The following is a 14,694-nucleotide window of genomic DNA, read 5'->3' as shown; positions in this document are numbered from 1 at the left end:
CCTCGTGCGTCCGGTGGTCCGGAGGCCTCAGAGGCGCATGGTCGCCCCTGAGAAGAAGGAACAGAGGAGCAGAGAAATGAACAGCAGCAAGATCCGCGCCGGCGTGCTGGCAAGCGTCGTCTTCCTCACGGGAGCGTTCGGGCTCGCCGGATGCTCGAGCGACGGCGGCCCGACCTCGGACGGTGCCGGTACCGCCCAGTCGGCGACCAGTGATGTCGCCACGGACCTGGAAACCGCCCGTCAGGCCGTCGAAGACGCCCTTGCCGAGAACCCGGACTGGTCGCAGGTCATGCTCGCTGGGGATGTGACGCAGCCCACCCAGAAGTACGGGCTCCTCGTGATGCCGTTCGTGAAGTCCGATGCGGCTGAGAAGGTCACCGGAACGGTCACCATCGATGACGGACGCTACGTGATCGAGGCCGAGTCGGCTGCGTCGGGTGAGACCTGGCAGATCGATCAGGACGGCGCCATCTCGCAGGTCTCCGACTGATCGATGTCCCGCGCCGGTCGTTTCGCTCGCCCGGCGCGGGACCTTCCCTCCCGGCCGAATCGCATCCCCCAAGGAATCACACCGTGAAGACAGGACCCTCCCCGGACGGAGCCGCCGTCAAGGCGCCGATGTCCAACAAGAAGTACCTGGCGATCTGGATCCCGATCCTCGCTGTCGTCGTCATCCTGACCGTTGTGGTCAATCTCGCGCTGAACATCGCCGGCGGGTGGGTTGCATCCCAGCTCGGCTCCGGCACCTACACCTTCACCAACTCCGAGGAATCGGAGGGTTGGGACACCACGTACTACTCCGCGGACTACGACGACATTGACGCCGTCAACGCGGCCGCGGTGGACCTCGTCGAGGACATCGGCGAAGGCGGGATCGTGCTCGCCAAGAACGAGGGCGCGGCTCTGCCGCTCGCCGCGGGGTCGGCTGTCACGATGATGGGGCGAGCGGCAGCGGATCCTGTCTTCGGCGGCTCGGGCTCCGGCTCGGTCGACACGAACTCCGCCGTCAATGCGCGTCAGGGGCTCGAGAACGCGGGACTGCGGGTCAATGATGCGGTCTACAGCGTGATCGCGGGGTTCGCCGCGGAGAACCCGCGGGGCTACATCGAGATGGACCGTCCTGACATCTCGACGTACGACATCGGCGAGCTCCCGGCCGCGCAGTACGCGACCCAGGCCGACTCCTTCAGCGAGTTCGACGACGCGGCAGTGGTGGTGATCGGCCGCCCGGGAGGCGAGGGCGGTGACCTGACGCAGGACATGTCGGGATGGGACGACAACGCACAGCCGGGACAGCACCAGCTCGAGCTCAACCAGGACGAGCGTGAACTCCTCGAACTGACGAAGGAGAACTTCGAGACCGTCGTCGTCGTCGTCAACGCCTCGACGACCCTCGAGCTCGGCGACCTCCAGCGCGACCCCGGCATTGACGCGATCCTCCTCGCCGGCTCGCCCGGTGCCAGCGCCTTCAACGCTCTGGGCAGCATTCTCGTCGGAGACGTCAATCCGTCCGGTCGCACCGTCGACCTCTGGGCGGCGGACTTCACCGCCGACCCGACCTTCGCGAACTTCGGGTCCTTCCAGTACACGAATCTCGCTCCGTCGTATCCGGTCCCGGTCACGGAGTCGGCCACGTCGAACGCAGACGTCACCGACGAGGCGACCTTCGTGGACTACGCCGAAGGCATCTACTTCGGCTACCGCTACTACGAGACCGCGGCGGCGGAGGGGTTCATCGACTACGACGAGGCCGTGGTCTACCCCTTCGGCTACGGGCTGAGCTACACCGATTTCACCTGGTCGATCGTCGACACCGTTGCCGGTGATGTCGACGGCACGATCGCCGTCACCGTCGAGGTGGCCAACACGGGGGGCGTCGCCGGCCGGGACGTCGTGCAGCTGTATTACTCCGCGCCGTACACGCGTGGCGGCATCGAGAAGGCCTCGGTGGTCCTCGGCGGGTTCGCCAAGACGGGGGTCATCGAGCCCGGCGCGAGCGAAGCCGTGACCATCGAGATCGCCGTCGAGGACATGGCGTCCTACGACTACCTGGATGCGCGGGCCTACGTCCTCGAGGCGGGGGAGTACCAGATCACCGCGCGGACGAACTCTCACACGGTCGCTCCCGGGACCGAACCCTTCGTCTACCCCGTGACGGAGGACGTCGTCTACTCCGGTGACGATCACCGCGCATCGGATCTCATCGAGACGACCAATCAGTTCGACGACGTGTCCGATCGGTTCACCACCGAGGGGGAGTCGGGCAAGGTTCCGGTGTTCTCCCGCGACGACTTCGCGGGGACCTTCCCCACGGCGCCGACCGGCGATCTGCTGGTCGCGGACGAGGCGGTCGCGGCCGCGTTCGAGCCGTGGGACCACGAAGCCGCGGCGGCCGAGTTCGACGGAGAGATGCCCGCGACCGGTGCCGGGACGGACCTCTCGCTGATCGACATGCGCGGTCTCGCGAAAGACGACCCCCAGTGGCAGGAGCTGCTCGACTCGATGTCGGTCGCGGACATGTCTGCGATGCTTCTGAACGGCGCCTACCAGACCGCCGCGATCGGATCCATCGGAAAGCCGCAGACGTTGGAGCCGGACGGCCCGGCGGGGTTCTCGTCCTTCATCAACTCCTCCATCAACGGCACCGCCTACCCCTCCCAGGTCCTCATCGCGCAGACGTGGGACGTGGAGCTCGGCGCGCTGATGGGCGTGATGCTCGGCAACGAGGCGATCTTCAAGAACATCAACGGCTGGTACGCCCCGGCGGTCAACTTGCACCGGTCGCCCTTCGGCGGGCGCAACTTCGAGTACTACTCGGAGGACCCGGTGCTCTCGGGCGCGATGCTCACGGCAGTGGCGAACGGCGTCGGCACCAAGGGCGTCTACACCCTCATCAAGCACTACGCGATGAACGAACAGGAGACCAATCGGGTCAACAACGGCATCGCGACGTGGGCCACCGAGCAGACCATCCGAGAGATCTACCTGAAGCCCTTCGAGATGGGCGTGAAGAACATCACCATGGATGTCGGCTACCTCGCGGACGACGCGGGGACCCGCGCGGAGACCACCATCGGCGCTGCCGGAATGATGAGCTCGTTCAACCGGATCGGCGCGGTGTGGGCCGGAGGTTCGGTCCCGCTGATGGACACCGTTCTCCGCGGCGAGTGGGGATTCGAGGGCTTCGCCATCACCGACTTCAATCTCTACCCCTACATGAACCCGAACGAGGGCATCCATGCGGGGTCGGATCTGATGCTGACCTTCCAGCCGTCGAAGTCGTTCAACGACACATCCTCGGCCAAGGCTGTCACGGATATCCGCACGGCAACCCACAACATCCTCTTCGCAGTCGCCAACTCCAACGCCATGAACGGTCTTGCCCCGGGTGCCACCGTCGCCTACACGCCGCCGGCATGGGTGGTGTGGCAGTACATCATCACCGGCGTCGTGGCTCTGCTCGTGCTGGGCGCGATCGTCATGATCACGCTCCGCGTCCGCCGCCACGCGCGCGCACGGGCGGCCTCCTGACCGTGGGTGCCGGGTCGGACGTCTGCTCGCCCACCCGGCACCCACACCTCCCCTTCGAGAAAGATCCCCTGTGAACGACACCCGCGCGATCGTCGCCGAGCTGAGCCTGCTGGAGAAGGCCGCTCTCCTCAGCGGCGCGAACACCTGGCAGACCCGTGCCGTCGAACGGCTCGGTCTCCCGCCTGTCTGGCTCGCGGACGGACCGCATGGCGTGCGCAAGCAGGCGGGATCCGCCGACCACCTCGGGATCAACGGCTCCGAACCGGCCACGTGCTTCCCGACGGCCGCCACGGTGGCCGGCAGCTGGGATGAAGACCTCGCGGGGGAGATCGGTGCGGCGCTCGGGGCGGAGGCGGCCGCGCAGGGCGTGGGTGTCCTTCTCGGGCCCGGCCTGAACATCAAGCGCAGCCCATTGGGCGGGCGCAGCTTCGAGTACTTCTCCGAGGACCCTGAGCTCTCGGGGCGGCTCGCCGCCGCATACGTGCGCGGCATCCAGTCCGCCGGGGTCGCCGCCACGCCGAAGCACTTCGCAGCGAACAGCCAGGAGCTGCGCCGGATGGTCAGCGACTCGGTGGTAGACGAACGGACGCTGCGTGAGATCTATCTGACGGCGTTCGAGATCGTCGTCCGGGAGTCGGACCCGTGGGCGATCATGTCGTCCTACAACCTCGTCAACGGTGTGTACGCCCACGAGAATCCGCATCTCCTCAAGGACGTCCTCCGGGACGAGTGGGGCTTCGACGGCGCGGTGATCTCCGACTGGGGCGGCAGCAACGACGCGGTCGCGGCGGTGGCGGCCGGCGGGACGCTCGAGATGCCGTCCCCCGGCTTCGACTCGGCGCGGGAGATCATCGCCGCGGTGGAGTCGGGCCGTCTGCCGCTCGAGGATCTTGATGCGCGCGTGGGCGAGGTCATCGAGCTGGTCCGCCGTGTCGGCGGGGCGACCCGGGCCGTGGCCGACGAGGCCGCGCATCACGCCCTCGCGCGCCGGGCGGCCGGCGAGTCGACCGTCCTCCTGCGCAACGAGGGCGCGATCCTGCCGATGCGCGCGGGGACGAGCGTGGCGGTGATCGGTGCATTCGCCACCGTGCCTCGCTACCAGGGGGCGGGATCCTCCCTCGTCAACGCGACGCGGGTGACCACGCTGTCCGCGGCACTCGAGGCCACGGATCTGTCGGTCGTCGGGGTCGTGGACGGCTTCCGGCGAGACGGAGGCAGCGACCCGGCGCTCGTCGAGGAGGCCGTCGCGTTGGCGAGGACGGCCGAGACCGCGGTTCTGATGCTCGGGTTGCCTGAGATCGCCGAGTCCGAGGGCATGGATCGCGCGTCCCTGGCGTTGCCGCGGGCTCAGGTGGAGCTCCTGCGCGCTGTCCATGCCGTCAATCCCCGCACCGTCGTCGTGCTGAGCGCCGGTGGAGTGGTCGAGACCCCGTGGGTCAGCCACACCGCCGCTCTCGTTCACGCCTACCTCGGGGGCCAAGCGGGCGGCGAAGCAGTGGCCGATGTGCTCACGGGCGCGACGGAGCCGGGAGGTCGCCTGGCCGAGACGATGCCGATCTCCCTCGCAGACACGCCCGCCGACGGTTCCTTCCCCAGCACCGCACGCACAGCGGAGTACCGCGAAGGGCTCATGGTGGGGTACCGCTGGTACGAGACCGCAGAGATTCAGGTCGCCTTCCCCTTCGGCTTCGGGCTCGGCTACACGACCTTCTCACTGTCGGATCTCGTCGTCGACGAGCACGGTGCGAGCGTGACCGTGACGAACACCGGCGGTCGAGCCGGCAGTGAGGTCGTCCAGATGTACGTGGGGCGCCGCGATGCGAGTGGAGTCGTCCGCCCGATCCGCGAGCTCAAGGGCTACGCGAAAGTGCGCCTTGCACCCGGATCGTCCACCCGGGTGAGGCTGCCGTTCGGAGCGCGCACCTTCCGCTTCTTCGACGTCGGCAGCGACAGCTGGCGTGAGGAGCGCGGGACGTACGAGATCGCCGTCGGGCGCAACGTACGGGACCTGCCTCTGCGTGCGATGATCGAGCGGGATGGGGTGGTGCTTCCCCTGCTCGATGCCCCGGACCGGCCCGCGAAGCTTCGCGAAGTCGACGACCGGGCATTCACTCGGCTGCTCGGGCGCACGCTTCCGCCGTCCGGCTGGGGCGACGGGCCGCTCGGAGAGAACGATCCGATGGATCGTCTCGCGGGTGCCCGCAGTCCTCTCGCCCGTTTCGGCTTCCGCCTCCTCGACGGGCGTAGACGGAAAGCGGAGGCGTCGGGCGATCCGGATCTGAACATCCTGTTCCTGCTGAACGGACCGTTCCGGGTGATCCACAAGATGAGCGGAGGCCTGGCGGGCCGCCGGCTGACCGCGGCCGTCCTCACGCTGGTGAACGGCCACACGCTGCGCGGCCTCGGAGGCGTCATCGGCGCCTTCTTCGCCGGCCGCCGGGACGAGAGAGCGACGAAGCGGGCGTTCGAGGCCGCCGTCACGAAGAGGAGCGTCTGATGTTCGCGTCGATCAAGAGTTGGTGGGCGGGCTTCCAGTCACGGCATCCGGAGCTCTCGAAGTTCACGATGTTCCTCCTCCTGTCCAACGGGGTGACGGTCCTGCAGCTCGCGCTGATGCCGCTGTTCCGCTGGGGTTTCGCCACCTTCACCGACCTCACGGACGTCGGCTTCCAGGTGCTGCCCGTAGGGTCGAACATCGACGGCAGCCAGTACTACATGTTCGACTACGCCGCGGGTCCTCTCCCCGGAGGTGGCGGTGGTCTCGCCTACTTCCTGGCCGTCCAGATCACCCTGCTCATCGCCCAGGTGCTCAACTTCTTCCTGCAGCGGAACATCACCTTCAAGTCGAACACCTCGATCTGGGTGGCGGCGATGTGGTACACGATCGCGTACATCGTGATCACCTTCATCGCCGCTGCTGCCCAGGGCTTCTACAAGGCTCCGATCTACGAGTTCTTCATGGATACGCTGGGGTGGGGGTCCACCGGATCGGTGGTCGCCGACGTCATCACCATGATCATCAACTCCGCAATCTCGTTCTGGGTGTTCTACCCCATCTTCAAGGTCATCTTCCGGCAGGTGCCGGTCTCTGTGGAGGTCGCCGACGACACGGTCGACAGCGCGTCGCGGTGACCGCGCCCGCGCAGACGGGTGGGGCGACACCCCTGCTCAGCCTCGTCGTCCCGGCCTACAACGCGCAGGCGTACTTGGACCGCGCGCTCACCGGACTGCCCGCGATCGCCGGCGTCGAGGTGATCGTCGTCGACGACGGCTCGACCGACGGCACAGGCACGATCGCCGATCGGTGGGCCACCCGGCACCCGGAAGCGGTGCGTGTCATCCACCAGCGCAACCGCGGGCACGGCGGGGCGATCAACGCGGGGCTCGCCGACGCGCGAGGAACCTACGTGAAGATTCTCGATGCCGACGACTGGCTCGACCACTCGGCGCTGCGCGCCCTCTTGCGCGATCTGCGTGCGCTTCGGGCATCCGGCGACGAGGTGGATGCGTACTTCACCGATTTCGTCCACGAGCGGTCGGGGAAGACACCGCGCGTCGCGCGGTTCGACACCGTCTTCCCGTCCGGGCGAACGTTCACCTGGGACGAGACCGAGCGGTTCGGGCGACGCCACGTGCTGATGATGCACGCGATCGTGTACCGCACCGCTCTTCTGCGTCGATGCGGCCTCGTGCTGCCCGAGCACACGTTCTACGTCGACAACCTGTTCGTCGTGGAGCCGCTCGCGCACGTGCGTCGCATGCGCTACCTCCCGGTTCCGCTGTACCGGTACTTCATAGGGCGGGAGGGACAGTCGGTCGCCCCCGAGGTCATGGTGCGTCGCGTCGACCAGCAGCTCCGGGTCACCCGCCTCGCGATCGCCGCCTTGCCGCCGCACGAGTCCGCCGCTCGCGGTGAGGTGCCGGCGCAGCTGTACCGCGCGCTTCTGCACCACGTCGAGGGGGTGTGCGCCGTCACCAGTGCCACCCTTGCGCGCGGGGGGACGCACGCGCACATGGAGCAGCGTCATCGCTTCTGGCGAGACGTGCGATCGCAGAGCCCGTGGCTGTACACCCGCATGCGTCGGACCCTCATCGGCACCACGAGCAATCTGCCGGGGCAGGCGGGGCGCCGCGCGACGACGCTGGCTTATCATGTCGCTCGCAGAGTCGTCGGGTTCAGTTGACCGCGGGAGGTGAATCGATGATCCGTGTCGGAATCGTGGAAGACGACACCACGGCCATCGAGCGTCTGCTCTCTCACGTCGATCGGTTCCAGCGCAGCCACGATGAGACGTTCCACGTGGGTGCCTTCCGCGACGGTGCGGATGTCCTCGCCGACTATCGTCCGGACTGGGACGTCCTCCTCCTCGACGTGCAGATGCCGAGGGTCGATGGGATGACTGCGGCGCGACGCATCCGCGAGGTCGACTCCGAGGTGATCATCGTCTTCATCACCGCATCGCCCCACTACGCCGTCAGCGGGTACGAGGTCGGCGCGCTCAGCTATCTGCTCAAGCCGGTGTCGTACGCCTCCTTCGAACAGGAGATGACCCGCATCCTCTCCCGTTTGCGCCGCCGTCCCCGGAGGGAGCTGCTGTTCGCGGCCACCGGTGGCGGTCACCACCGCATCGCGCTGGACGACATCCGCTACATCGAGTCCGTCCGGCACCGCGTCGACGTCCACACGCTCGACGAGACCTTCAGCATCGCCACCACGCTGAAGTCGATGGAGGCGCAGCTCGAGGGCGGTGACTTCCTGCGGTGTCACAACGGGCTGCTGGTCAACCTCCGGCACGTGACCGGCATCGAGGGCAACGACTGTCGCGTGCGCGGTGGCACGCGTCTGCCGATCAGCAGGCCGCGGAAGAAGGAATTCCTCGCAGCGCTCGCCGAACATGTCGGGGCGCGCGGGATCGCATCGTGAACGATGTCACCGGTCCGGTCCTCGCTGAGATCCCCCGACATCTGACCGCGCTCGCCGAATGGGGCGCGTGCGTGGTCTACATCCTCATGGCGCGCCGCCGATTCGGCGTGGCGGCGACGGTGTCGATCTGCGCGCTCGGCCTGATCGTGATCGTCGGTATCCAGATCGGTGCGGGACAGCTGCCGATCGCATGGTGGATCCCCGGCATGCTGGCGGCGGCGGCGGCGATGTACGTCTTCGGCTACCTCGCCATCGACACCTCGGCCCGTGGCGCCGGCTTCATCGCAGCGCGCACGTTCGTCCTCGCAGAACTCGCGGCGTCCGCCTACTGGCAGATCGATCGCTTCTACGCCGGCCGGCTCCGCGAAGATGTGCAGACCCTCGGCGCGCTGCTGGTGTACGCGGCCATCTTCGCGGTCGTTCTCTTCGCCGAGCGCCGACAGTTCGTCAGCCGCGCGCGCTTCGACGTCAGCGGGTCGCAGCTGGTGGGGGCCGTCGCGATCTGCGTTGCCACGTTCGGGATCTCGAATCTCAGCTTCGTCAGCTCCGACACCCCCTTCAGCGGTCGCTTCGGCACGGAGATCCTCTACATCCGCACCCTCGTCGACCTCTGCGGATACATCGCCCTGCACGTCCAACTGCGCGTGCATCAGGAGGCGATGGCACGACGGGACGCGGAAGCGATGGCCCAGCTGCTCCGGAGCCAGCACGATCAGTACGAGATCACCCGACGGTCGATCGACGAGGTGAACCGAAAGCACCACGACATGAAGCATCATCTGGACGCGATCCGATCCGAGCAGGACGCCTCGACGCGCTCACGCATGCTCGACGATCTCGAGGATTCCATCCGACGCTACGGGGCGGTCGTGCGCACAGGGAATCATGTCCTCGACGCGATCGTCACGGCGAAACTGGCACGCGCGGGCGAACGCGGGATCGAGGTCTCGGTCGTCGCGGACGGGGCATTGCTCGATTTTATGCGCCCGCTGGAACTCACCTCGCTGGTGGGCAACGCATTGGACAACGCGATCGAGGGCGCCTCCACCCTTCCCCAGGATCAACCGCGCATGATCAAGCTCGCCGTCTTCGCGCAGGACGACTTCACCATGGTGTGCGTGGAGAACACCTTCGACGGCCTCGTCATCCGCAACGGCGACCGCATCGTCACCCGACAGCGCGGGCAGGGGCACGGGTACGGACTGCGCAACATCGAAACCGCCGCCCACGCGTACAGCGGGGCTCTGTCGGTCACATCCGACGATCGCTGGTTCTCTCTTCGGGTCCTCTTCCCGGCATCCGCGGAAGCGGGGATGGCGGTGGCGGAGGCGCGCGTGTGAGTCTGCGACGACAGATGATCGGTCTGGGATGACAGGTTGCGTGAGGGGCGAGCTCGGGAGCGAGCAAGGCTGATCTGCTGAGCAGATGTCACGACTTCTCCGACGATGGGTGGCTTTCGAGCACGCGCGGCCGACCCTCGCCCAGCTGATCCTGTTCACGACGCTGAACGTCGCCGTCACCGTGCTTCAGCTGATCCTCATGCCCCTCGCGAAGGCGCTCTTCGGCCTCACCGGTCTCGTGAACATCGACTTCCGCGCGTTCCCCATCGGGCCCGGGTTCCACATCTTCGACTACACAGCGGGACCGCTGCCGGAGGGGGGTGGTGGTCTCGCCTACTTCCTCGCCGTGCAGCTCACGCTTGCGGTCGCCCAAGTGGTCAACTTCTTCGCGCAACGCAATCTCACGTTCAAGTCCGACACGAATCCCTGGTGGGCCGCCCTCTGGTACACGCTCGCGTACGTCGTCATCACTTTCGGCGCGGCGGCGCTGCAGAGTGTGTACAAGGCGCCGATCTACGAGCTCTTCATCGTGACGTGGGGTCTCGGGGCGACGGGCGAGGCGATGGCTGACGTCGTCACGATGCTCATCAACGCTCTCATCTCGTGCGCGGTGTTCTTCCCGATCTTCAAGCTCATCTTCCGGCGCACCGCCGAGGTGCCGCCGGCGGAGTCACCGATGCGGCTGGCCGCCTGAGGACCCGCGCCGCGAGGGCTGAGCCGGTCAGGCGACGCCGCGGTGGCGGCGGAAGAGCTCCCAGTCGGCGTGGGAGAGGGCGGCGTAGGCGTGCGACCACTCCAGGAGCGCCTCGCCCGCCACGCGGCCGCCGCCGACGTAGCCCGACACCATCGCCGCGGTCGGCGACTGGCCGTGGGCGCGTGCGAGGGTCGCCGCGCAGGCCTGGGCGTACCAGACGAACGAGCTGTCCTCGAGGGTGTCGGTGTCGAAGCCGCCCTTCTTGTCGTGGAACTGGCGCACGTAGAACGACCGCTCCGACTCGATGTCCGAGGGGATGCCGGAGAGGTGGCCGAGGAAGGGATCCGACACCGCCTGCAGCACGCGCTGCATCGCCACGACCCGGCCCCCGTCGCGGAACCGCTCGATGTACCGGGAGACCCCGGACGGCTGTTCCGCACCGCCGTACTGGACCAGCACGCTCGGGCCCGCCTCCTTCGCCTGCAGGATCAGGGCGTTGCCGTCGCCGTCCTCGAGGGCGATCAGGTAGCACCGCGTGCCGACGCTCCCCACCCCCACGACCCGCCGGATGACGTCGGCGATGGCGTACTTCTGCAGCAGGACGCGGATGTCGACGTTCGCCGATGCCAGGTAGGCGCTGAAGAACGCCAGGGCGTTCCGCTCGATCGCGGGTTCCACGTGCGTCATGGTCGGCGGCTGCTCGACGAATGTCAGCCGACCGCTCTCGGCGCGGACGGTGAGCTTCCGCGCCGCTCGCGCGGAGGTGCGCCGGTCCGCGTCCTTCACCGCGGCCTGGATCGCTGCCCGTGTCTCGGCGTCGACCGCGCGCTCGGCGGCGACGGCGTCGAAATGGTCGTAGTAGCGCTTCAGGGGACTCCGCTGCACCCCGGCGCGCAGCGACCGGGCGTAGGTGCGTACCGCGCCGAGGGCGGCATCCGTCACCGCCTGCTCATCGCGGGACGTGGATGCCCCGGCGATCACGATGCTCGCCACGAGACGCTTCAGGTCCCACTCGAACGGTGCCCACGCCGACTCGTCGAAATCGTTCAGATCGAACACCAGCGTCCGCTGCGGGGACGCGAAGAGGCCGAAGTTCGCCACGTGCGCATCGCCGCACGACCCGACCGACAGGGCCGCGCCAGGGGACGGGGACCGCGCGAGATCGGCGGCCATGAGCGCGGCCGTCCCCCGGTAGAACGCGAACGGGCTCTCCGCCATCCGCGCGGTACGGATCGGGACGAGCTCGGCCACGCGCGAGGCGTCCTGCGCGTCGAGGATGGCCATCGGGTCGCGCGACCCGCCGGGGAGCTCCGCGAGCCGCTCGCGCGGCATCTCGGTGCGGGCCGCGCGACCCGCGTCCAGCTGCTCCGCCAGTGACGAAGGGGCGACCCATGCGTCGGCGACGGGGCTGGGGCGTTCGGGTGTCATGGGGTCAGTGTGGCACCGCGCACCACCGGGGCGACACGGTGCGCGGGGTGATCCCGAGGGTGAAATCCCCGGTCCCGGCCGCGGCGGTGGATACTCTGGCGACGTGACGCAACCCCCCACCGGAACGGATGCCGCGCCCCGACGCGGCATGACCCTCGAACGGTGGCACGACATCACCTCCTGGCCGCTGATCGTGGCGTCGCTGCTGTTCATCGTCGCCTACTCGTGGCTGGTGATCGCGAATCTGCAGGGAACCCCGTACCTCGTCGCCCGCCTCGTGATGGGCGCCACGTGGGTGATCTTCGTCGTCGACTACCTCGTGCGCCTCGCGATCGCGAAGCCGCGCGGCGTATGGTTCCGGCACCACATCTTCGACCTGCTGGTCGTCAGTGTGCCGGCGCTGAGGCCGCTCCGCCTGCTGAAGGCGCTGACGCTCGTCCACGTGCTGCAGCGGACGGCCGGCACGGCGCTGCGCAGCCGCATCGCGATCTACGGCATCGGCGCCGCCCTCGTGCTCATCTGGATCGCCGCGCTCGCCGTCCTCGAGGCCGAGCGCGGTGCTCCGGGCGCGAACATCGAGAACTTCGGGGATGCCGTCTGGTGGGCGTTCGTGACGATCACCACCGTCGGGTACGGCGACTTCTACCCGGTGACCGGGTGGGGGCGCTTCGTCGCCGTGCTGCTCATGCTCGGTGGCGTGGCCGTGGTCGGTGTGGTCACCGCGACGCTCGCCTCGTGGGTGCTCGAGCGCGCCGCGCAGGGACACGAGGATCAGGAGCCCGCGACCCGCGCGCAGTTCCGCCTCATCGCCGAGAAGATCGACGAGCTCCGCGGGGTTCCGCCGGTGGATCGCCCGCCCGGGCCCGACGGTGCGGCATCGGACTGACGTCGGCGCCCAGCCGTCCGATCAGGGGGTGACGATCGCGAAGTCCGGGTCGCCCCGGTCGAGGACCGTCAACAGTTTCTCCAGGGCGCCGCGGTCGCCGTCCAGCTCAAGGCCTGCGCTGTCGAGGTCTCCCGCGGCCAGCAGCAGCAGGCGCGGATGAGTCGTGCGGATGGTGAGGTCGACCGGACCATCGCCGTCCTCGGCGTAAACGAGGACGCCGTTGCGCAGCGTCACCCGGAACGACCGATCGAGATCGGTCAGCTCCAGTCCCAGCGCGAGGTCGAGATCCCACGCCCGTGGACCGTTCACGCGGATGGCGACCGCGTCCAGGAGCATCTCCGGAGGAAGCTGAGCGACGATCGTCGGCGAGTTCGCCGACGTCGGCGTGCCGAACGTCCCGTGTCGGATTTCCGTGGCGCCCGAGAGGAAGAAGTTCCGCCACGTGCCGTTCTCGGAGCCGTAGGCGAGCTGCTCGAGAGTGTCGGCGTACAGATCGCGCGCGGCGACGTGGTGTTCGTCGGCGAACACCGCGTGATCCAGCAGCGTCGCCGCCCAGCGGAAGTCCCCGTCCTCGAACGCCGTCCGGGCGAGCTCCACGACCCGATCCACCCCGCCCATCGCCGCCACGTACCTCTCCGCCTGCGCGGCCGGCGGGTGCGGCCACAGTCGTGCGGGATTGCCGTCGAACCATCCCAGGTAGCGCTGCGCGATCGCCTTGACGTTGTGGCTCACGGACCCGTAGTAGCCGTGCGTGTGCCACGCGTTCACCAGGGCCGGCGGCAGGGGAAAGTCCTCCGCCGCTTCCGCGCCGGTGTATCCGGAGTTGAGGAGGCGCAGCGTCTGATCGTGCAGGTAGCCGTAGAGGTCGCGCTGGAGGGAGAGGAATTCCGTGACCTCCTCGCAGCCCCAGGTCGGCCAGTGGTGCGACGCGAACAGGACGTCCGTGCGGGGGCCGAACCGGGCGATCGCCTCGGTGAGGTACTTCGACCACACGTGAGGGTCCCGGACAACCGCTCCGCGAAGGGTGAGGAGGTTGTGCAGCGTGTGGGTCGCATTCTCGGCCATGCACAGGGCGCGGTGCTTCGGGAAGTAGAAGTGCATCTCGGACGGCGCCTCCGTCCCCGGTGCCATCTGGAACTCGATCTCGACGCCGTCGAAGGCGTGCGTCTCGCCGGTTTCGCGGATCAGCAGCGTCGGCACGATGACCCCCGCGCCGCCGGTCGACGTCGTCTGACCGAGTCCCGCGCCCACCTGCCCGTGCGGGCCGCGTTCGAGCGCCGCGCCGTACATGTAGCCGGCGCGTCTGCTCATCGCGGTCCCGGCGTAGATGTTCTCGGCGATGGCGTGCTCGAGGAACCCGTCGGGTGCGACGACCGTCACGCGGCCGGCGTCGACCTCGTTCTGGGAGACGATCCCGAGCACCCCGCCGAAGTGATCGACGTGGCTGTGCGTGTAGATCACTGCGACGATCGGCCGCTCGCCGCGGTGCTCCCGGTACAGCGCGAGGCCGGCGGCGGCCGTCTCCTCGGAGATCAGCGGATCGATGACGACGATCCCGGTGTCGCCCTCGACGATCGTCATGTTCGACAGGTCGAAGCCGCGGAGCTGGTAGATCCCCCCGGTGACCTCGAACAGTCCGGCCCTGGTCACCAGCTGTGACTGGCGCCACAGGCTGGGGTGCACCGTCTCCGGCGCCTCGCCCGCGAGGAAGGCGTACGTGCCGTTGTCCCACACGATGTCGCCGGATGCCGAGCGCACGCTGCCCGACGAGGGCTCGGCGATGAAGCCGCGCTCGGCATCCGTGAAGTCCCGCGTATCGGCGAAGGGGAACGTCTCCCGCGCCGCGGCGTGCTGCGCGCGAATGGCGGCGGACGCCGGCTTGCCGGTCATG

The 14,694-nt window shown here is 68.3% G+C and carries 11 protein-coding genes; 9 read left to right on the top strand and 2 right to left on the bottom strand.

Annotated features, from left to right (window positions below):
• Positions 1–76 precede the first annotated feature (76 nt).
• From ABXJ56_RS05990 to ABXJ56_RS05955, 8 genes are all read left to right on the top strand, one after another.
• Positions 77–490 (top strand): hypothetical protein, encoded by a 414-nt coding sequence (locus ABXJ56_RS05990; protein ID WP_353998801.1) that lies wholly within the window; start codon positions 77–79, stop codon positions 488–490.
• A gap of 83 nt (positions 491–573) precedes the next feature.
• Positions 574–3,531, top strand: coding sequence for a glycoside hydrolase family 3 protein (locus ABXJ56_RS05985; protein ID WP_353998800.1), 2,958 nt, complete (start codon positions 574–576; stop codon positions 3,529–3,531).
• A 70-nt stretch (positions 3,532–3,601) separates the two neighbouring features.
• Positions 3,602–6,028 (top strand): glycoside hydrolase family 3 C-terminal domain-containing protein, encoded by a 2,427-nt coding sequence (locus tag ABXJ56_RS05980; RefSeq protein ID WP_353998799.1) that lies wholly within the window; start codon positions 3,602–3,604, stop codon positions 6,026–6,028.
• Positions 6,028–6,663, top strand: a complete 636-nt coding sequence (locus ABXJ56_RS05975) for a hypothetical protein (RefSeq protein ID WP_353998798.1) — start codon at positions 6,028–6,030, stop codon at positions 6,661–6,663. Before ABXJ56_RS05980 ends, ABXJ56_RS05975 begins: the two co-directional genes overlap by 1 nt.
• Complete coding sequence (locus ABXJ56_RS05970; RefSeq protein ID WP_353998797.1) at positions 6,660–7,715, top strand: glycosyltransferase family 2 protein; 1,056 nt, start codon at positions 6,660–6,662, stop codon at positions 7,713–7,715. Before ABXJ56_RS05975 ends, ABXJ56_RS05970 begins: the two co-directional genes overlap by 4 nt.
• A 17-nt stretch (positions 7,716–7,732) precedes the next feature.
• Positions 7,733–8,455 carry a LytR/AlgR family response regulator transcription factor gene (locus ABXJ56_RS05965; protein WP_353998796.1) on the top strand — a complete coding sequence of 241 codons (723 nt, stop codon included), beginning with the start codon at positions 7,733–7,735 and terminating at the stop codon, positions 8,453–8,455.
• Positions 8,452–9,795 (top strand): GHKL domain-containing protein, encoded by a 1,344-nt coding sequence (locus ABXJ56_RS05960; RefSeq protein ID WP_353998795.1) that lies wholly within the window; start codon positions 8,452–8,454, stop codon positions 9,793–9,795. The genes ABXJ56_RS05965 and ABXJ56_RS05960 overlap by 4 nt, the downstream gene beginning before the upstream one ends.
• A gap of 109 nt (positions 9,796–9,904) precedes the next feature.
• Positions 9,905–10,489 carry a hypothetical protein gene (locus tag ABXJ56_RS05955; RefSeq protein ID WP_353998794.1) on the top strand — a complete coding sequence of 195 codons (585 nt, stop codon included), beginning with the start codon at positions 9,905–9,907 and terminating at the stop codon, positions 10,487–10,489.
• Between the two features lie 27 nt (positions 10,490–10,516).
• Here the strand turns inward: ABXJ56_RS05955 and ABXJ56_RS05950 are convergent, their stop codons facing one another.
• Positions 10,517–11,917, bottom strand: a complete 1,401-nt coding sequence (locus tag ABXJ56_RS05950; protein WP_353998793.1) for a DUF2252 domain-containing protein — start codon at positions 11,915–11,917, stop codon at positions 10,517–10,519.
• 103 nt (positions 11,918–12,020) lie between these two features.
• Here ABXJ56_RS05950 and ABXJ56_RS05945 point away from each other — a divergent pair, with 103 nt between their 5' ends.
• A complete protein-coding gene (locus ABXJ56_RS05945) occupies positions 12,021–12,803 on the top strand; it encodes a potassium channel family protein (RefSeq protein ID WP_353998792.1) in 783 nt (260 codons plus the stop codon).
• Between the two features lie 21 nt (positions 12,804–12,824).
• Here ABXJ56_RS05945 and ABXJ56_RS05940 read toward each other — a convergent pair whose 3' ends face one another.
• Positions 12,825–14,693 carry an alkyl/aryl-sulfatase gene (locus ABXJ56_RS05940; RefSeq protein ID WP_353998791.1) on the bottom strand — a complete coding sequence of 623 codons (1,869 nt, stop codon included), beginning with the start codon at positions 14,691–14,693 and terminating at the stop codon, positions 12,825–12,827.
• Position 14,694: the final 1 nt, after the last annotated feature.

It is taken from the genome of Microbacterium aurantiacum, assembly GCF_040532595.1.
Classification (GTDB): Bacteria; Actinomycetota; Actinomycetes; order Actinomycetales; family Microbacteriaceae; genus Microbacterium; species Microbacterium chocolatum_B.
This window is presented reverse-complemented; position numbering and strand designations above follow the sequence as displayed.

Coding starts and splice junctions, on each gene's coding strand:
- ABXJ56_RS05990 (WP_353998801.1), top strand. CDS start 77: ATGAACAGCAGCAAGATCCGCGCCGGCGTGCTGGCAAGCGTCGTCTTC.
- ABXJ56_RS05975 (WP_353998798.1), top strand. CDS start 6,028: ATGTTCGCGTCGATCAAGAGTTGGTGGGCGGGCTTCCAGTCACGGCAT.
- ABXJ56_RS05965 (WP_353998796.1), top strand. CDS start 7,733: ATGATCCGTGTCGGAATCGTGGAAGACGACACCACGGCCATCGAGCGT.
- ABXJ56_RS05950 (WP_353998793.1), bottom strand. CDS start 11,917: ATGACACCCGAACGCCCCAGCCCCGTCGCCGACGCATGGGTCGCCCCT.
- ABXJ56_RS05940 (WP_353998791.1), bottom strand. CDS start 14,693: ATGACCGGCAAGCCGGCGTCCGCCGCCATTCGCGCGCAGCACGCCGCG.